Below are 18,556 nucleotides of genomic sequence, written 5' to 3' on the forward strand. Positions count from 1 at the left end.
CACGTAATAAGCGGTAAATCACGGCGTTTGCTTGCGACAATCAAACTGAGCGACCAGGCACCTTCAGGCCTAAGCTGTCGCGCAGAGTAGTGCCCGGATAGTCGTGGTGATAGAGCCCGCGTCTCTGAAGCTCGGGGACCACCATACGGGTGAAATCCTCAAAGGCGCCGGGGGTATGAGTAGCGGCGAGCACGAAGCCGTCGCAGGCGCGCTCGACGAACCACTTTTCCATCTGGTCGGCGACCGCAATGGGGGTACCGCAGAAAATCGGAAATTCACCGATGGTCCCGCGCCCCGAGAAGTGAACGAAGTCACGCACCGTCGGGTTGGGCTTGCCACTCAGATCTACCACACGCTCGCGGAAACCGGTCCAGGAGAGTTTCTCGAGTTCTTCGTCGGTGAACTCGTCGTCCATTGACTTGCTGCCGAAGTCGTAATTGAGCGCTTCCGAGAGAAGCACCAGAGCATCGATCGGCTTGGCTAGATTGCGAATATATTCGCGCTTCTCTTCGGCGATTTCTTGGGTCTCACCGACGCAGACATAGCAGGCCGGGCAGATCGCTACGTCGTCGGGGTTGCGCCCAGCCGCCTCGACCTCCTGCTTGACCGCGGCATACTGCTTCTTGCCCGCTTCTAGGTTGGGATAGACAACAAAGATCAGTTCACCCCAACGCCCGGCGAACTTCCTTCCGCGGCCGCTCTGACCAGCCTGGATCAACACCGGTTGGCCTTGAGGCGAACGCGGCACAGGTAGCGGGCCACGGGAGGAGAAGAATTTACCCTCGTGAGAAAGTCGATGAACCTTGTCGGCATGGGCGAACTGACCGCTCTGTTTATCAACGACCAGGGCGTCTCCGTCCCAGCTGTTCCAGAGTCCCTGTACGACTTCCAGGAATTCATCGGCACGCTCGTAGCGGAGATCGTGGGCCAGATGCTCGGTGCGCCCAAAATTGGCGGCTTCAGAGTTGTTTAGTGACGTCACCACATTCCACGCGGCACGCCCCTTGCTCATTAGATCCAGCGTGGCAAAGAGCCGAGCAACGTGGAACGGCTCGTAGTAGGTGGTCGAGTAGGTAATGCCCAGCCCGATTCGGCTCGTGGCCATTGCGATCGCCGAGATGATCGACACCGGATCCATTTTGACAACGCGCACACCGTTCTCGACGGCTTCGCCGTGATCATCTTGGTAGATGTCCGGCATCGCCAAGCGATCGTCGAAGAAGGCCAGATGGAACTTGCCTTCCTCCAGCACGCGTCCAATGCGCTGGTAATACTCGGGCGTCAGGAAGTCCGTCGCGCTGGCCGGATGGCGCCACGATCCGGGCGCAATCGAGCAGTTCTGGGCTTGCAGGAAACCCACCATTTTCATCTGACGTTTCGTTTCTGCCATCGGAGTCGACCTCACTAAGCTCGATAATTTCATTGGGTGCGCAAACGTTTGCGCAACTTTGGAGTCTATGACCGATTTTTATTCATGACAAGTGCTTCTCTATTAGCAATAAGGCTAATAAGGATGCGCCGAGCAAGCCCACGAGATAACATAGGTATGAAATGAGCGCGTCATTTACGTTAAGCTCACGCAGTCAATCTCACGCATAAAGCAGACGCCAATGTTATCCGACAGCCGCCGCGCCACCATCGTCACGCTCTCGCAAATGGCGGGAGTTGCGCCCTCCACGGTGACTCGCGCGTTACGTGGAGATACGCGTATCTCGAAAAAGACCCGGGAGCGCATCTTGGCTTTGGCACACGAGCACGGATACACTCCCAACGTGCTAGCTAGAACGCTCTCGTCGGGACGTAGCGGTCTTTACGGTTTGGTACTCGGCCCCTCCACCAACCCTTTCTATACTGAGCTATTACACGAGGCGACCCGCCAGGCGGAGGCCTTGGGATATCGCTTTCTGGTCATTCACGCAGGCTCTGGGCCGGTCGAAGAGCGAACGACCGAGGCACTACTGCAGTATCAGGTCGACGGCTGCCTGGCCTCATCCGCGATACAGAGTTCAAGAGTGGCCGAGGTCTGTGAGAAAAATACTGTTCCCTTGGTGATGGTCAACCGCGTTGCGCTCCAGCACGGCTGCGCCGTGACCTGCGACAACTTCTCCGGCGGACGCGATCTAGCACGCTTGCTGATCGATAACGGGCGCGAGAAATTTGCCATCGTGACCACGTCTTCACACAGCTCGACTGCTCAGGAACGCGAAAATGCCTTCACCGGCGAACTGGCACAGGCTGGCTTGAAGCTCAAGCACCGTTACGACGGCAAGTCCCATTACTACGGCGGCTATGAGGCGGGACTGGAGCTAGTAAAACTGTCGAAATCGCGCCGACCCGATGCTGTTTTCGCACTTAGCGATATCATGGCAATGGGGCTACTCGACGCGCTGCGCCTGCATGGCATAAAAGTACCCGACGATATCGCCGTGGTGGGCTTCGATGGCCTGCCCTCCTCGGCCCGCCCGATTTACGACCTGACCACCATCGAGCAGCCATTGTCGGTGATGATCGAGCGGGCTTTCGCTATGCTTGCCAGCCGCGTCGAGAGTCCCCATCTACCTGATGAAACCGTCAGCCTCAGAGGGAAGCTGATCATTCGCAGTTCCAGCGGCTCACGCTGACTACCCCACTCAGCTATAAAACGGGATATAGAGCACCACCTGTGGGAAGAAATAGATGATGAAGACCGTCGCCAGTATGATCACTACGTAGGGCAGCACCCCGCGCACCACATCCTTCAACGGCGACCCCGCCACGGACTGTATGACGAACAGATTCATGCCCACCGGCGGCGTAATTAGAGCCAGTTCGATCATCAGCACGAAGAAGATCCCAAACCACACTGGATCCAGACCGTGAACGCCGAGCGAGGGCAGTAGGATCGGCAGTACTATGAGAATCATGGCAATGCCTTCTAGGAAGAGTCCCAGCAGTAGCAGCACGAGCATCACGACAAGGAAGAACATGAACGGTGTCGCAATACTCGAGGCGATCCAGCTGGAGACCTCGTAGGGAATCCGATAGAGCATGATGCCCTTACCAAAGACACTGGCCCCGGCAATGATCAGCAGAAGCTTTGACGTGGTAAGCCCCGCCTCCGTTACCGCCTCGCGTAACTGGTGAAGCGCAATGGTACGTTTGAACACCAGCACATAGACTAGGCTGAGAACCAGCCCGACCGCCGCGGATTCCGTTGGGGTGAAGACCCCAGCATAGATCCCCCCGATCATGGTGAAAGCGATGCCGAGAGTGGGTAGCGCCTTGAGCGTCGCCCGGAACCGGGCATTGGCATCCCCACCCTCCCCCTTGTCCGCGATTGGCGCGCCGCCCATGAACGACTTGATCACGCAGTAGCAGAGAAACAGCCCGATTAGCAGAAGTCCCGGACCGATACCGGCTAGGAACATGCTGGCAGTCGATTGCTCGGCCACTGCCGAGTAGATGATCAGCGGAATCGACGGAGGAATGAGTATGCCCAGCGTGGCCCCAGCGGCCAGCGTCCCCATGACGAAGCGCTTGTCATAGCCGCGACTAGTCATTTCGGGGATCGCCACGGTGCCAATCATGGCGGCAACGGCGACGGACGAGCCAGAGATCGCAGCAAAGATGCCGCAGGAGAGAATGGTGGCGATGGCGACACCGCCGCGAACGCTCCCCATCCAGCTGTGAACAGCATCGAAAAGATCACGCGCCACACCCGCCTTGAGCAGAATATTGGATGTCAGCAGAAAGATCGGAACTGCCAGCAGGATGAAACTGTTTATCGAGCCGAGAAACTCCTGAGGAATGCTTGCTAGCGGCACGCCCAAAGACAGAATCAGCGCGATTCCCATCAGCGTCAGCGCAATGCCGACTGGGATTCCTGTCAGTAGTAGCGCCAAAAGCCCGCAGAGGATAATGAGGGTATCCATATCAGTGCGCATCCTCGCTGTCTTTTTTATCGAACAAACGCTCACCGCTTAAACAGATCCAGATCATCTCCAGAATCGCCTGTACTCCGAGCAGCGCAAAGCCGATCACCAACGCGAGATGAAAGATCCAGTAGGGCAGCGACATGCTGGTTGCAGTGGCACGCCCCATCTCGATCGACTGCACCATCTGCACGAAGGCAAACCAGCCGACCAGCGCTCCGACGGCGATCATGGCCAATAACTGCAACAAATCCAGCAGCAGTCCGACTCTGCGACCCACGCTATTGTAAAGCAGCGTAATGGAGATCATCTGGCGATGGTTGAGACATGGCGCCAGCAGCGCGAAGGTTGCCCACACCATGCCGACCCGCGATATTTCCTCGACCCAGGCAGTAGGACTATTGAAGAAATATCGCGACACGACCTCATACGCTACCGCGATACCTATGCAGAAATAGATCCAGGATGCGGCCTCACCCAAACCGCGGACGAGCCGGCGCCAGGTGAGAAGGGCGTGATTGAAACGGGTATCAGACATAGCAGTCATCTCTAAAGCTCATGAGCTAATGGAGCCCGGCTGATCTCGAACCGTCTTTCACCGCCGGCCCGCTATCCGGGTCGGCACGTGAACAACGGTTCGGAAAACCGATGGCTGTCGACATCACTGAATTTTTTCAGCTTCCTCGAAAACTTTGCGGGAAACGGCATCGCTCTGCTCGTAGAAATCATCGGCGACCAACGACGAAGCTTCCTGCCACTGTGCCCTCTCGTCGTCGTTGAGCTCGATGACTGTCATATGGTCTCTCAAATCCTGTTTGACCTGCTCAGTCTCATCGACGAGGTCGGTGCTCAGCTGCGCTTCGAGTGCCTGGCCGGCGTCTTCGAAGATCTGGCGCTGATCATCACTCAGCGATTGCCAGACCTGCTGATTCATGAGTGCGAAGTGCGTTTCGTACATGTGGTTGAGCGCTGTGACGTTATCAGTGACCTCGTAGAGTCTGCGATCAAGCACCGACGACCAGCCGGTCAAGCCACCATCGACGATACCGCGCTGCAGGGCGAGGAACTGCTCTCCGCCGCTGGTCACGACCGGTAAGCCGCCCACCGCCTCGATGAAATCACTGACCGTCGAGCCAAAGGTACGGACCTTCATGTCTTGAATGTCATCGGGGGTTCTGACGGGTTCTTCCCGCGTGACGAGAACGATCGAACCGTAGGGAATCCAGAACGGTGTAACGAATCCTTTTTTCTCCATCTCGCCGTCGAGAATCTCGCGGATGGGGCTATTCGGGGTGACCGACTGCTCTAGTTTCTCACTAGTATCGAAGAGGAAGGGAACAGCAAAAATATTGAACGCAGGGATGGTCCCCGCCAGGATCGACGCCGAGGCGACCCCGATATCGACCGTACCGTTGCTGACCGCCTGGTCCATCTGCTGGTCAGTGACCAAAGACTGGGCCGGATAGATCTCAAAGGTGATGTCACCGTTGGTGCGCTCAGCGACCTCATCGGCGAAGCGTTTGACGCTCTGCGTCAGATAGTGCGCTTCGGGAACGCTCGTAGCGATACGAATGAGGTGTTCATCCGCCTGCACCAGTGGCGTCAGCGTGAGTATCGCGGGCGTTATCATACAGGCGATTAGTTTACGCATATTGTTGTCTCGCTCTTAATGGATTTTCCAGCATACCGAGATGCTCGAGGCGGCTCTCTCGCCTGTGTGCAAACGGTTGCGCAGCGGGGCATAGTAAAAAATTTAAACTCATGGGGGGTCAATAAGCATTTCGTATAATAAGCGTCGACGAAGAGCGCTAGCGGGACGCTTCACAGGTAAAAATTCTGTATATATTCTCGATTATGTTGGTCAGCGGAGGAATATTGGCAATCGCGTAGATGCCGAAGTGAAACGCTCGATGAGCGTAGAGGTGCGGTGATCATCGATGATGCCGCGGCGCAGGAGGGCCTGCCCGTCGCAAAATACGCGGAGGCCTTGCGTAGGAGGGTCTCGTTGGCCTGCTTCAACTCCCGATTCTCGCGTCCAGCGCCTTGATCCGCTCACGCTCGGTGGTCGTGGTGTGTCTTCCCGGCGCCCGGCGTCACGCTCAACTTAACGGCAATGCCAACCTTCCTGTGTCATTTATTTAGACCAGTTAGATCGGACACATTGTCAGGCCGCAGCTATCTGCTCAACTTCCCTAGGTTTCTGGTGAACTAAATATCCGTCATCCATTGGCCTTATGTCTTATGAAGAAAAAATCACTAAAACCCGCTCAGGGCTTAGCTTGCCGCCAAAGTAATTCGTTTTTATGATCAATTGATTTGATAAATACTTTTGAAATTTATCAATATCATGACTTAAATCAAGGCAACACAACGAACAATATGTATCAGAACACATGCCTGGAGCCGTCAATGGAACTCTACATGTCAGCAAACTCACCCTATGCGCGAAAGGTAAGAGTCGTCACGTACGAGCTTGGCTTGCACGAAAAAGTGACAATGACAGAGACCAATCCCCGCGATCCCTCGACGGGATTTCGGGATGTAAATCCTCTTGGAAAAATCCCCGCCCTCGTGACGGATAGTGGCGACGTCCTTTATGACTCTCCGGTTATCTGCGAGTACCTCAACGATGTAGAAGGCGATGGTCATCTCTTGTCAAAGGAAACTAGAGAGCGTTGGAGAACATGTACATTGGTCGCGCTCGTTGACGGAGTACTGGATGCAGGAATGGCTGTTCGATTGGAAAAAATGCGCCCCGAGCATGCACGTTCAATAGCCTGGATTGATAAGCAGATAGCAACCGCATCACGAGGTATGGACACGCTGGAAAAAAGAGTCACCGAGTGGGCTGATGAAGTGAATTTGGGAACCATCGGCATGGCGTGCGCGATTGCCTGGTTGCAATTTCGTCATAGTGATCATGATTGGCTGAGCACACGGCCACAATTACGCACTTGGTATGAATCCTTTAACCAAAGAGATTCTCTACAAATAACGATGCCTGACCAGACACGCTAGACCTATCGGAATACAGCATAGTTAAGCGCTGAAATATTCATTTAATTAATCAGCTTAAGCCGGAGTCGTCGACAATGATAAAGAAACAGACAGTCTTGGTAGTCAGCTCAACAGCCCTACTCACTACTAGCTTGGGCGCTGCTCAGGCCCAAGATTCCGTAACGTTATCAATGGTACATGGCAGTCCCGACAGTCATGTGATCACCAAGCAAGGCGTAGAGCCTTGGATGTCCTGTGTCAGCGAAGAGACTAACGATCAGGTCAGCTTTGATTACTATCCAGGCGGGCAAATATCGAAAACGACTGAACTCCTCAATGCAATCGGTAGCGGTATCGCTGACGTAGCCCCGATCCCCATAGGTTACGCGAGCGATGATATGCCCTTGAATGGTGTCTCGATGCTTCCGGGGCTGGGAAGTACTGCTACTGAGATCGTCACCAGCTACTCAGACACCCTAAAGAGCGGCATTCTCAAAGACGAATTTACCTCGAACAATCTAATGCCACTTGCCGTCATGGCCTACCCTCCCTACCAAGTGGTTTCCATGAGCGACAAAATCGATACTGCTGCCGCCTTCGAAGGCAAGGTACTACGCTCTGCGGGTGGCGCAATGAACCTGGCCATCAGCGAACTAGGTGCATCACCTGCCGAAATTCCAATCGGAGACACTTATATCGCCCTTGAACGCGGCACGGCAGATGGCACTATTTCCGCCTTTGCCAGTATTAAGCCCTTCAGTCTCCACGAACTAATGAGCAGCAATGGCGCGTTTGGGACATTTACGAATGTTCTCAGCATGCGCCTGGATGATTTTAATGCCTTGCCGAGCAAGTTGCAGGATGTTGTAACGAATTGTGGGACACGCACAGAGGAGGCCATGGCTAACTACTTGGATGGTCAGGTAATCCCCCTGAAAAATAATCGCGTTGATAAGTGGAATTTTGTAACCTGAAAACACAGGAGATTTCACATGCGCAAATCACGTTTTACCGACAGCCAAATCATGGCGATTTTGAAGCAGGCGGAGTCTGGTGTGCCTGTCCCTGAACTGTGTCGCGAGCACGGCATGAGCAGTGCCTCATTTTATAAATGGCGCTCCAGGTACGGTGGTATGGACGCGTCCATGATGAAGCGCCTCAAGGACCTGGAAGACGAAAACCGTCGGCTCAAGAAGATGTACGCCGAAGAGCGCTTGAAATCCGAGCTTCGCCAGGAGGCCCTTGAGGGAAAGTGGTAAAGCCATCTCAACGCCGAGAGATGGCAAAAAATGCAGTTGATGCTGATCGCTGCAGTGTACGGCTGGCCTGTGTGGCCTTTGGTATCAGTGAGACCTGTTATCGCTACCGGGCAAAGCTGAGCCATGAGAACGCGGTGATTGCCGACTGGCTGGTGCGTTTAACCCATAACCAGCGTAACTGGGGTTTTGGGCTGTGTTACCTGTATCTGCGCAACGTGAAGGGCTTCGGCTGGAACCATAAGCGCATCTACCGGATTTACCGGGAGCTGGAGCTTAACCTGCGGATCAAGCCCAAGAAGCGACTGGTGCGGAAAAAGCCGGAACCCTTGTCGGTACCGCAGGTTCTGAACGGCTGTTGGTCTATGGACTTCATGCACGACCAGTTGGCAGACGGCCGAACGTATCGATTGTTCAATGTGCTCGATGACTACAACCGGGAAGGTCTGATCATCGATGCAGACTTCTCGCTGCCGGCAGAGCGCGTAATACGCTCTCTCACGCAGTTGATCGAATGGCGCGGCAAGCCAAAAGCCATTCGCTGTGACAACGGCCCGGAATACATCAGCGGTAAGCTCGTTACCTGGGCAAGGCAGGAAGGCATTGAACTTCGATATATCCAGCCGGGGAATCCGCAGCAGAATGCTTATGTTGAACGCTACAACCGAACAGTCCGTTATGATTGGTTGAGCCATTATCTTTTCGACTCGATCGCTGAAGTACAGGATTTTGCCACACGCTGGCTCTGGACGTACAACCACGAGCGACCGAACATGGCATTGGGTGGGATAACACCGAAACAGAAGGTGGCCATGGCGGCCTAACCAACTCTACTTATCGCTTCGGTTATAAATGGGGGGATTACCCTAGCACATACCTATGGCTAGGCGTATGGGAAAATAACCAACAAGCGATAGCATTTTACAAGTCACGAGGATTTGTCGTCATTGGTACACATGACTTCCTGATGGGTGATATTTGCGATACGGACTTCATAATGAAGCTAGAACTAACCAGTTGATATCTGATATCCAGAGCTTATCTTTTTCCTTAATCTTTAGACCTCAGGTGGTTCAAGCTCCAACACTTCGATGGCGGCCTATAGACACATCATCCATGCCAGATCAACCATTCCGCCAAAGGAAGGCGCTTTTGAATATTACCCACCTTGAGCACACGATTATCGCGCTGATCTTTCAAGGCTTGCTATGGCCGTTTGTTGGCCGCTGGGTGGCGGGTTGTTTGGTGGTGGCCATCTTTTTAGGCCGCGAGATAGCCCAGCATGAATATGCGGGTGGCGGGCCCAACGAGGTGTGGTACCTCTATGGTTTATTCAACCACTGGACGTTGGACTCGTTTTTGGACGTTGCAGCGCCCGCAGCAGCCTGCTGCTTTATCGCGTTAATACTGCCTGGTGGCGGGCTGTGGAAATATGTCAGAGCACGGCGTTAAAAAACCACTTCATACGCATAAAACAGCCATAAAAAAACCGGCGCTCTAATTGATAGAGGCCGGTTTTTGGCTATGAACAGCTAACTACGTAGACTTACGCCGCGATAGCATCGCCCATTTTTTGGCGCAGCTTTTTCATCGCGTTTTTCTCAAGCTGGCGAATACGTTCAGCGCTAACGCCGTACACATCGGCCAAATCATGCAGGGTCGCTTTATTATCGGTCAGCCAGCGGCGCTGCAAAATGTCCCGCGAACGCTCATCCAGACCTTTCAAAGCAAGCTGCAGACGGCGCGTTGAGTCTTCCTCAAAATCACTGTCTTCAAGCTTGGTCGCCGGGTCAGCAGAGGCGTCATCCAAAAAGTAAGCGGGCGCCTGATACGTGCTCTCTTCGTCATCGCTCGGTGAAGCATCATAGCCTGCATCATAAGCGGAAAGGCGGCCTTCCATATCCCGCACGACTTCCGGCTTAACGTCGAGGTCTTTAGCGATGGCATCTACTTCATCGTTGTTCAACCAGGCAAGGCGCTTCTTGGCGCTGCGCAGGTTAAAGAACAGCTTACGCTGAGCTTTCGTCGTGGCGATTTTAACAATCCGCCAGTTACGCAGTACAAATTCGTGTATCTCAGCCTTGATCCAATGAACCGCAAACGATACTAGGCGTACCCCCTGGTTAGGATCAAAACGCTTTACGGCTTTCATCAAGCCGACGTTACCTTCCTGAATCAGGTCTGCCTGGGGCAACCCATAGCCTGAATAACTGCGAGCAATATGCACAACAAAGCGCAAGTGCGAGAGAACCAAGCGGCGCGCAGCCTCTAAATCAGCTTCATCATAAAGACGAAAAGCAAGTTCGCGCTCTTCCTCAACGCTCAGCACCGAAATGCCGTTAACTGCTCGAATGTAGCCGCCCAAGTCGTGACCTGGAGAAAGCTGTCCCACCGGTAGAAGACTAGTGCTCATGTGCAGGTGGTCTCCCTTATCATCTATCGTGATTGACGTACGTAGTTGTAATGACGTCGTTGTATTTACGTCCGCACGCCTCAATTAACCATTAAGACCTTGCCTAAGCGGCAAAGTTCACTTGTTTCTGCTGCCTGTTTTGCCGAAATGTGCTATCGGCTTAAGCCAGATTGCGTCGGCGCTAGCCAGAGTAATAAAACATTATTACCGTTCGCAGACAGCGCCACACACGCTTAGCGGGGGCGGATACTGGAAAGATGACGGGTCACTGCCAGCCAAGCGCCCAACCAACCTAATAGTGTACTGCAGGATAGCAAAATTGTAGAGCCTGTGATATCCAGCTGCGGCAACGAAAAGCTTGCACCATAGCTAGCCGCTAACGCGGCGACCGGCAGCGACAGCCAGTGATTCCCCAAGCCCAGCAAACCCAGCGACAATATACCGCCCCCAAGACCATACCACGCCCCGCTGTATAAAAACGGGCGACGTACAAAAGCGTGCGTGGCACCAATCAGCATGACCACCTCGATTTCGCGGCGTCGGCTTTCAACGGCCAAGCGAATCGTATTACCGACCACCAAGAGCACCCCTAATCCAAACAGCAGACCTAGCGCTAACGCAACGCGTCGGCCAAGTGCAGCCAAATGGCGTAAGCGCTCCACCCAGGCCAAATCCACCCGAACCTCATCAACGCCTGTCAGAGAGGCTAACGAAACAGACAGTTGCTCCATGGATGCCAGCTCCACGCTTTGTGGACGCACCACGATGCTCGCGGGAAGCGGATTAGCATCCAGCCCCGCCAGCGCATCGTCCAGCCCCAGCGACTCTTGAAACTCGACCATACCCTGCTCGGCACTGATCAAGCGCGTCTCTAGCACCGCCTGCTCAGCGCTTACCGCCTCATCAATCCGCGCCGCTTGAGCCGGGTCAACGGTGGTTTCTAAGTACACCGTGAGGGTTGCGCTCTCATCCAGCTCGGCATCCAGCAATCGAGCACTATCCAGCGTCAGCCACAGCGCAGCCGGAAGCACGAGGGCAATAGCAATCGCGAGCATTGTCAGCAGGCTGCCGACGGGGTGGCGCAACAGCCGATAAAAGCTGTCCCAACTCATCGCCCGATGGTGGCGCCCCCAGGCACGTAAACGGCTTGAAAAACGCGTTTGCTGCGAATTGGCTCCGCGCCGTTTGGGAGGTGGGGCTTCCTGACGCTGGGTAGATACTTTGCGCCCCGCTTTCGGTGCAGCGCCTTTTGCGCGACGCGGTGTTGCCGATGGTTTCATACTGCGCCCTCATCAGCCACTAAGCGCCCATCACGCAAGCGCAAAATACGGTGGCGCAAACGAGCAATCAGCGCGAGGTCGTGACTTGCGATCATTACCGTGGTGCCGATGCGATTGAAGTCTTCAAAAAGCGCCATGATATCGGCGGAAAGCTGGGGGTCCAGGTTACCGGTTGGCTCATCGGCCAGGAGAAGCGCGGGCTTATTAACCACCGCTCGGGCAATGCCGACACGCTGCTGCTCACCACCGGAAAGCTCAACGGGCAGCGCCTTCTCACGGTGTAAAAGCCCCACTTTATCGAGCGCGGCGCGCACGCGGCGCGCCGACTCCCGCGGCTCAATGCCTTGAATATCCAGCGGCAGCGAGACGTTATGAAACACGCTTCTATCAAACAGCAGTTGGTGATCCTGAAACACCACCCCAATCTGGCGCCGATAAAAAGGCACCTGGCTTGCATGAAGCTGGGCAATATTGTGCCCCGCCACGATCACACGCCCACGGCTAGGCTTTTCAAGTCGCATAATCAGGCGCAGCAAAGAGCTTTTACCCGCGCCCGAGTGACCGGTCAAAAACACCATTTCACCGCGGGCCACACGAAAGTCCAGATGCGCCAGGGCTTCAAAGCGCCCTCCATAGCGCTTGCCGACATGCTCAAAAGCGATCATGCGCTGGCATCGTCCTCTTGGCGGTCAAACAGTGCGCTAACGAAGTCGTCTGCCTCGAAGGGGCGTAAATCGTCCAGCCCTTCGCCTACGCCGATAAAGCGAATGGGCGTCTCGAGCTGTTTGGCCAAGGCAAAAATAATTCCCCCTTTGGCCGTACCGTCCAGCTTGGTTAGCGTAATCCCCGTGATGGGCACGGCTTCGTGGAATGTGCTCGCCTGCGCAATCGCGTTTTGCCCCGTACCTGCATCCAGCACCAGCATCACTTCATGCGGCGCTGTGCTATCCAGCTTTTGCATCACACGATGGACCTTCTTTAACTCTTCCATCAGATGGCTTTTGTTGTGCAAGCGACCTGCCGTATCGGCAATAAGAATATCTACGCCGCGCGCTTTAGCGGCGGCGACTGCATCATAAATGACCGAAGCGCTATCGGCGCCAGTATGTTGAGCGATGACCGGTACGCTATTGCGCTCTCCCCACACCTTAAGCTGCTCAACCGCCGCCGCCCGGAAGGTATCCCCTGCGGCCAGCATGACGCTTTTTCCCTCGCGCTGAAAACGCTGGGTCAGCTTGCCGATCGTCGTGGTTTTACCCACGCCGTTCACCCCTACTACCAAAATCACAAAGGGGCCGTCCGTTTGCTTACTCAAATCAAGCGGCGTTGCCACCTGCCCAAGCATGGCAGCCAGCTCTTCCTGAAGCGCACGATAAAGCGCCTCAGGGTTATTCAACTCTTTACGCGAGACGCGTGCTTCAAGGCGTCCAATAATCTCGCTGGTCGCTTCAATCCCCACATCCGCCATCAGCAGTTGGGTTTCCAAATCCTCTAAAAGCTCATCATCAATCTGCTTTTTTCCCAAAAACAGATCGGCGATGCCGTCGGTTAAGTTAGCGCGCGTTTTGCCCAGGCCTGACTTAATTCGCGCAAACCAGCCCTTCTTCTCGCCACTAGTGGCCACCGGCTTTTCTTGAAGTGCAGGCTTCTGCTCGGGCTGGCCCTCCGGCTGAACGTCAAGCTCAGTCGGTTCCGGGTCGACTTCAGGCTCAGGAACCGGGCTAATGTCGGGCTCACGCGCTGGCTTAATTTCGGGTTCCGGCGATTCCGGCTTCACCTCGGGAGGCGCAGGTGCGGGCTCAACCTCAGGCTCAGCCGGCTCTGGCTTAACTTCAGGAGGCGCTGGCTTAACCTCAGGAGGCGCTGGCGCGGGCTCAACCTCAGGCTCAGGCGGTTCTGGCTTAACGTCAGGTGGCGCTGGCGCAGGCTCGACCTCAGGCTCAGGCGGCTCTGGCTTAACCTCGGGCTCAGGCTCTGTCACTGGCGCGCCATTTTCAACGTCGGCTAGCGGTTCCTGCGGCGGCGCGTCAAGCTGCGCATCATCATTGAGTTCCTGCGGGCGTTGCTCTTGCGGCTCCTGTTGGGAGTCGTGCTTTTTCTTACGTTTGAAAAAACCAAACATGGGAGTCATCCGACTTAAAAGGTGAACATTGTGACCATCCTACCACCGCCAACCAAGACTTTGGATAAGTAGCCCGCTACAATCCCCGATATGACACGACAACGCTCCTCTCGCCCATCCGCTTCCAAAGGCACGCCCACCCGGCAGCCTGGCAAGCTTCGTATTATCGGTGGTGATTTTCGCCGCCGCCAGCTACCTGTGCTTGACCGGCCCGGCTTACGGCCAACGCCAGACAGAGTACGTGAAACGCTGTTTAACTGGCTGGGGCAGCAGCTCTATGGCCAACATGTGCTGGACCTGTTCGCGGGCACCGGCGCACTGGGTATTGAAGCGCTTTCGCGCGGTGCCGCTCACGTTGACTTTATCGAACGTGACAACAGTGTAGCCGCCTACATTACTCAAAACCTGGCCACGCTTGGCGCAACCCAAGGCCAAGTCACTGCATGCGATGCAAACACGTTTTTGAGCCAGCCGCCTAGCCCTTATCACCTGGTATTTCTTGACCCACCCTTTCACAAGGGGCTTGCTACACGTTGCTGTAACGCACTGGAGACTCTTGGCTGGCTCGCGCCCGACGCCATGATTTACCTGGAAACCGAACGCTCATTAGACCCAACGCCTCCTGCTAACTGGCAGCTACACCGCGAAACCCAAGCGGGTGAAAGTACTGCCCGGCTTTATCAACGCCAGACCCCGTAAACAGCGCTTGCCGATGACGCCTACGGGCGTTACGCTCGCTTGATTCAACCTGTTGGCACGCCTGTTGTTTGTTTTTATAACCTGGAGGTTTACATGAGCCTGGAACTGTTCAATCAGCTTGAGCAAAAAGTCACCGATACGGTGGAAGCGTTGGAAATGATGAAGCTGGAAAATGAAGAGCTGCGCGACGAAAACACCAAACTCAAGCAAGAGCGCGAAGAGTGGGAACGCCGTTTGAACAGCTTACTCAGCAAGTTTGAAGGGATCGCTAACTAAGCGTACGCGACATTAGCAGTGCGTCTTCACGCCCGGCAGCACCCTGTACTGCCGGGTAATAGCCTTTACGCTGCCCATCCACCTCAAAATCAAAACGTTGATAAAGGCTAATCGCAGCCTTGTTGCTCGCCCGCACTTCCAGCAGTAAACGCTCACTTTGCCACTCAGCCGCTTTTAACATCACTGCCTGCATTAACCCATACCCCAGCCCTAAATGGCGGTGAGCAGGGTCTACGCCAATGGCTTGAAGCTCAGCATCAAAGGGTAAGCGCGCTACCAGCGCATAGCCTACCAGGACATTTTCTTGAAAACAGCCCACTACGCAGGCATCCGTATCGGTTAATGCCGCATTAAGCTGGCGCTCACTCGCTCCACTTTGGGCCTGCGCTTCAAGAGTGACTAAGCGTAGGCCGTCGCTTGCCTGAAGCTCAGCGATCATTGTCGGGGTCATTGAGTGTTTTCCACTGCTGGCCTAATGCGTGCAGCTGGGGCCAAAGGTCACGCTTGGCAGCGCCATTTTTAACAAGATGTTCAAGCGCTACGCCCTGCCATATCGGCAGTTCCAGCGTATCGCTACGCGCTTGCTGAATATTCAAAACGCTAAGGATATCAGCAGCGCTATCGTCTTCGGGTTGCTCCCCCCACCAGAGTACGCGCTCAAGCGCCCAGCCCTGTCGACTCGCACAGCCTGACATAAACGCAGAGAGCCCTTCTCTGGCTTCTTCAAGAGGGTCTTCTGCAAAGGTATTGGCCATTAACGGCCACTTAAACAGCGTGACGCTGGATAACGCATCCGGCGCGATACCAACGGCCTGCCAAATGTTGGCAAGCAGGCGCTGCGCCTGGGGCGTTATCTCGCCAGGGTGCAAGCTCAACCATCGCTGTCCTATACACACGCAGGAAAGCGAAAATTGCAGCGGTTTAGCTGATACCGCAGGCGTCGAGCCAGGTACGGCTTCAATGGGTACTGATTCAACGGGCATTGGTTCAGTAGGCGGCTTATCCGCTGGCGCTTGGCCGAGCAAAGCACGCACTGAAGAAGGCGCTGGCGCAGGCGAGTTAACGCTTGGTGCCTTGGGCTCGCTACGCGGGGTTGGCGCATCGTCAAGCAACGCCTGGAGACGCTCACGCGGGGGCGTTCTTTCCGGCGGCGTCTCATCCCACTCGCAAGCTTCGGTCGGCAGCGCATTGGGCAGTTGATAGCGCGATGCCCAGGCGGTAATGCCCATGGCATCCAGATAGTGGCGCCGGGTAACCTCTGGCGTCACTGGCCGCCGCCACGACAGTTGGGTGAATCAGGACGTTCTCCGCCTCTCGCCTGCCATTCAACCGGCGTATAAAGATGCAAAGCTAGCGCGTGCACCGGGCCGGAAAGCTCATCGGCCAACAGTGCGTAGATTTTCTGGTGACGCTTCACCGGCATCAGGCCATCGAAAATGTCACTAACCAGCGTTACCTTGAAGTGGGTTTCGGAGTTGGCGGGCACGCTGTGCATGTGGCTTTCGTTCTCCACGCGCACTACTTCAGGCACTAGCGCCGCTAACTTCTGTTCAATCTGTGCTTGCACCGTCATTAATGCTCTCCTCGATATTCAACATTTTTATTGTACGCGCTTACTAGCCACCAGACGATGCCCGGCGTTCAACCAGTGCACGCCGGGCAAGCGACACTCTTGAAAGGCTTGCCAAAAGCGCCAGAAACGACGTTGCCGCTCCCAGCCAGAGGGTTATCTGAACCTCAAACCCAAGCGCTAATGCTGCCCCAACTATCGCCACCCCAAACGACTGACCTACCGTGCGAATAGTGCTCATCACGCCTGACACACTGGCACTGCGCTCCGCCGGAAGGCTGCCCATCATTTCGCGGTTATTGGGTGGCTGGAACAGACCAAAACCGATACCGCACAGCGCCGTACGCCATAGGCTTTCCATGACGCCCATGGTTTCATCCACCAGTGCCAGCGCGACCAGACCGATAATGATCAACCCCAGGCCGGTGCTTGAAAGCACGCTTGGATTGATTCGATCCGCCAAACGACCCGCCAACGGCCCTACCAGCATGATCCCAAGCGGCCACGGGGTAAACAGCCAAGCGGTCTCCAGGGGCGAAAGCCCCATTTGCTCCTGATAATAAAACGACAGCGCGACAAAGGTCAGACCCTGACCAATAAACGCAAGGCCTGAGGCGGATACCGCAAGCGTAAAGCGCTTTTCAGCAAACATACTCAGCGGTAGCAAGGGATAAAGCGCGCGACGTTGGCGCATAATAAATCCGGCAGCACTTGCTATGGTAAGCAGTATCCAGGCGCCCACCAGGCCAAACGGTGCTGCGTGCCCCACCGCGTCCATGGCCAGAAAGAAACTCGCCAGCATCAGCATGGACAACAGCGCCCCCAGAACATCAAAACTTCCTTGCCGGGGCTTATCCCGAGGCAGTGCGCGCTTGGCAAACCATAACGAGCACAGCCCCAGGGGCAGATTAAGCGCAAACAACCACGGCCAGTCCGCAAAAGATAAAATAACACCGCTCAGCGTTGGCCCTGCGGCATAACCACCCGCGACAACGAGCGCACTTAACCCTAACGCACTACCCAATAGGCGTGAGGGAAATATCGCCCGGTAAAGCGAAGGGCCAATAGAGAGCGTGGCGGCGGCGCCTAGCCCCTGCAAGGCACGAAACACCAGCAGCGTTTCTAAATTACGTGACAGTGCCGCCCCCAATGCGCCCACCATAAACGTGCCAAGCCCAAACAGATAAATACGCCGCCGCGTTACCAGCTCGCTGACCCCGGCAAACACCAGTAAGAAGGCGGCACACACCACCTGAAACATGTTGGCGATCCACACCGAGCGTGCAGCAGAGGCGTTTAAGTCTGCTGCAATGGTCGGCAGCGCCAAATTAATCATGGTGGTGTCCATCACCGCCATTAGCGTGCCAGTAATCAGGGCCAATACCGCCAAGGCACGCTCCGGCCCGGGCAGGCCGTCGTCTCCAGGACGGGTTTGAAACAGTCGCATGAGTGGGGTATTCCTAAAACGAAACGGCTAACACGTTAAAACCGGCCTAAGCCGGTTTTAACGTGTCTGAGCACAACTGCCCAAGAGCAGAGAAGTGCGTCATGAGTTACGTCATGATGAGATAGCGCCTAACTAGTGCCGAACGTTAATCCTGGTCGCTGTCGAGCAGTAACGCATCATCAACGTCAGAAATTTCAAGCGCTGTCTCATCATCCAGATCGATGGCGAGATAACTGTGCTCAACGCTAAGAAATGACTTGAACAGCGCCCAATCAAGCGGCTCTGGCCATTGGCGCTCATCCTCTTCCCAAGCGCGCAACTCGGTTTCGAGGATTTCTACATAGCGGTCGTGCACGAAGGTTTCGAGCGCTTCCGGGGTATCCATTTCAGGAATCAGGTAAATGGTACTTTCACGTTCGACGTCGTCCAGTGTCAGGTCGTCGTCTCCCATGGTGGGTTCCAGCGCATTGATCCAGTCCACAAAGGGCTGGGTCGGCCTGACGCTCAGAGCGGAGCGGTTTAGCAGTTTCATGGGATTCTCCTCGCCGTCGAAACGTTGACCATTATGGGCGCTAAATCGCGCCC

General features: G+C 55.3%; 20 protein-coding genes and 1 pseudogene. 7 read left to right on the forward strand and 14 right to left on the reverse strand.

The window, feature by feature from the left end:
• Positions 1–40 precede the first annotated feature (40 nt).
• Positions 41–1,390: an LLM class flavin-dependent oxidoreductase gene (locus tag ACT3RQ_RS09460; protein WP_444639718.1), complete on the reverse strand. Its 1,350-nt coding sequence runs from the start codon at positions 1,388–1,390 to the stop codon at positions 41–43.
• A gap of 265 nt (positions 1,391–1,655) precedes the next feature.
• Between ACT3RQ_RS09460 and ACT3RQ_RS09465 the strand changes: the two genes are divergently transcribed.
• Positions 1,656–2,621 (forward strand): LacI family DNA-binding transcriptional regulator, encoded by a 966-nt coding sequence (locus ACT3RQ_RS09465; RefSeq protein WP_444680353.1) that lies wholly within the window; start codon positions 1,656–1,658, stop codon positions 2,619–2,621.
• Positions 2,622–2,630: 9 nt separating this feature from the next.
• Here the strand turns inward: ACT3RQ_RS09465 and ACT3RQ_RS09470 are convergent, their stop codons facing one another.
• The 4 genes and pseudogenes from ACT3RQ_RS09470 to ACT3RQ_RS09485 form a co-directional block, all read right to left on the reverse strand.
• Positions 2,631–3,911, reverse strand: coding sequence for a TRAP transporter large permease (locus ACT3RQ_RS09470; protein ID WP_444639716.1), 1,281 nt, complete (start codon positions 3,909–3,911; stop codon positions 2,631–2,633).
• Position 3,912: 1 nt separating this feature from the next.
• Positions 3,913–4,449 carry a TRAP transporter small permease gene (locus tag ACT3RQ_RS09475; RefSeq protein WP_444639715.1) on the reverse strand — a complete coding sequence of 179 codons (537 nt, stop codon included), beginning with the start codon at positions 4,447–4,449 and terminating at the stop codon, positions 3,913–3,915.
• Between the two features lie 123 nt (positions 4,450–4,572).
• Positions 4,573–5,562, reverse strand: coding sequence for a TRAP transporter substrate-binding protein (locus ACT3RQ_RS09480; RefSeq protein WP_444639714.1), 990 nt, complete (start codon positions 5,560–5,562; stop codon positions 4,573–4,575).
• 278 nt (positions 5,563–5,840) lie between these two features.
• A pseudogene (locus tag ACT3RQ_RS09485) lies at positions 5,841–5,980 on the reverse strand (IS3 family transposase); the annotation flags it as partial.
• A gap of 340 nt (positions 5,981–6,320) precedes the next feature.
• Between ACT3RQ_RS09485 and ACT3RQ_RS09490 the strand changes: the two are divergent.
• From ACT3RQ_RS09490 to ACT3RQ_RS09505, 4 genes are all read left to right on the forward strand, one after another.
• The gene (locus ACT3RQ_RS09490; RefSeq protein WP_444680354.1) at positions 6,321–6,929 is read left to right on the forward strand and encodes a glutathione S-transferase N-terminal domain-containing protein; all 609 of its coding nucleotides are present in this window, start codon (positions 6,321–6,323) and stop codon (positions 6,927–6,929) included.
• A 170-nt stretch (positions 6,930–7,099) separates the two neighbouring features.
• The gene (locus ACT3RQ_RS09495) at positions 7,100–7,882 is read left to right on the forward strand and encodes a hypothetical protein (protein WP_444680355.1); all 783 of its coding nucleotides are present in this window, start codon (positions 7,100–7,102) and stop codon (positions 7,880–7,882) included.
• Between the two features lie 18 nt (positions 7,883–7,900).
• Positions 7,901–8,988 (forward strand): IS3 family transposase gene (locus ACT3RQ_RS09500; protein WP_444680356.1). Its coding sequence is split into 2 segments (ribosomal slippage): positions 7,901–8,156 and positions 8,156–8,988, totalling 1,089 coding nucleotides; the frame shifts between segments, so codons are not numbered across the junction.
• Between the two features lie 328 nt (positions 8,989–9,316).
• Positions 9,317–9,616, forward strand: coding sequence for a hypothetical protein (locus tag ACT3RQ_RS09505; protein WP_444640453.1), 300 nt, complete (start codon positions 9,317–9,319; stop codon positions 9,614–9,616).
• Positions 9,617–9,710: 94 nt separating this feature from the next.
• Here the strand turns inward: ACT3RQ_RS09505 and rpoH are convergent, their stop codons facing one another.
• The 4 genes from rpoH to ftsY form a co-directional block, all read right to left on the reverse strand.
• Positions 9,711–10,577, reverse strand: a complete 867-nt coding sequence (gene rpoH, locus ACT3RQ_RS09510; RefSeq protein ID WP_087110047.1) for an RNA polymerase sigma factor RpoH — start codon at positions 10,575–10,577, stop codon at positions 9,711–9,713.
• A 233-nt stretch (positions 10,578–10,810) separates the two neighbouring features.
• Positions 10,811–11,857, reverse strand: coding sequence for a permease-like cell division protein FtsX (ftsX, locus tag ACT3RQ_RS09515; protein WP_444640455.1), 1,047 nt, complete (start codon positions 11,855–11,857; stop codon positions 10,811–10,813).
• Positions 11,854–12,522, reverse strand: coding sequence for a cell division ATP-binding protein FtsE (gene ftsE / locus ACT3RQ_RS09520; RefSeq protein WP_444640456.1), 669 nt, complete (start codon positions 12,520–12,522; stop codon positions 11,854–11,856). The genes ftsX and ftsE overlap by 4 nt, the downstream gene beginning before the upstream one ends.
• Positions 12,519–13,979, reverse strand: coding sequence for a signal recognition particle-docking protein FtsY (ftsY, locus tag ACT3RQ_RS09525; RefSeq protein WP_444640458.1), 1,461 nt, complete (start codon positions 13,977–13,979; stop codon positions 12,519–12,521). The genes ftsE and ftsY overlap by 4 nt, the downstream gene beginning before the upstream one ends.
• Before the next feature lie 90 nt (positions 13,980–14,069).
• Here ftsY and rsmD point away from each other — a divergent pair, with 90 nt between their 5' ends.
• On the forward strand, positions 14,070–14,678 hold the full coding sequence (rsmD, locus tag ACT3RQ_RS09530; protein ID WP_444640460.1) for a 16S rRNA (guanine(966)-N(2))-methyltransferase RsmD: 609 nt from the start codon (positions 14,070–14,072) through the stop codon (positions 14,676–14,678).
• A 93-nt stretch (positions 14,679–14,771) separates the two neighbouring features.
• Positions 14,772–14,954: a cell division protein ZapB gene (zapB, locus tag ACT3RQ_RS09535; protein WP_172118518.1), complete on the forward strand. Its 183-nt coding sequence runs from the start codon at positions 14,772–14,774 to the stop codon at positions 14,952–14,954.
• Here the strand turns inward: zapB and ACT3RQ_RS09540 are convergent.
• The 5 genes from ACT3RQ_RS09540 to ACT3RQ_RS09560 all read right to left on the reverse strand — a co-directional run bounded on the left by ACT3RQ_RS09540 (position 14,947) and on the right by ACT3RQ_RS09560 (position 18,503).
• Positions 14,947–15,405 (reverse strand): GNAT family N-acetyltransferase, encoded by a 459-nt coding sequence (locus ACT3RQ_RS09540; protein WP_444640462.1) that lies wholly within the window; start codon positions 15,403–15,405, stop codon positions 14,947–14,949. The two genes, zapB and ACT3RQ_RS09540, sit on opposite strands and share 8 nt — an antisense overlap.
• A complete protein-coding gene (locus tag ACT3RQ_RS09545; protein WP_444640464.1) occupies positions 15,383–16,222 on the reverse strand; it encodes a hypothetical protein in 840 nt (279 codons plus the stop codon). The genes ACT3RQ_RS09540 and ACT3RQ_RS09545 overlap by 23 nt, the downstream gene beginning before the upstream one ends.
• A complete protein-coding gene (locus tag ACT3RQ_RS09550) occupies positions 16,219–16,527 on the reverse strand; it encodes a BolA family protein (RefSeq protein WP_172118521.1) in 309 nt (102 codons plus the stop codon). The genes ACT3RQ_RS09545 and ACT3RQ_RS09550 overlap by 4 nt, the downstream gene beginning before the upstream one ends.
• Positions 16,528–16,570: 43 nt before the next feature.
• Positions 16,571–17,971: an MFS transporter gene (locus tag ACT3RQ_RS09555; protein WP_444680357.1), complete on the reverse strand. Its 1,401-nt coding sequence runs from the start codon at positions 17,969–17,971 to the stop codon at positions 16,571–16,573.
• A 145-nt stretch (positions 17,972–18,116) separates the two neighbouring features.
• On the reverse strand, positions 18,117–18,503 hold the full coding sequence (locus ACT3RQ_RS09560; protein WP_172118523.1) for a hypothetical protein: 387 nt from the start codon (positions 18,501–18,503) through the stop codon (positions 18,117–18,119).
• Positions 18,504–18,556: the final 53 nt, after the last annotated feature.

It is taken from the genome of Halomonas sp. AOP43-D1-4 (assembly GCF_052446175.1).
GTDB lineage: Bacteria > Pseudomonadota > Gammaproteobacteria > Pseudomonadales > Halomonadaceae > Vreelandella > Vreelandella citrativorans.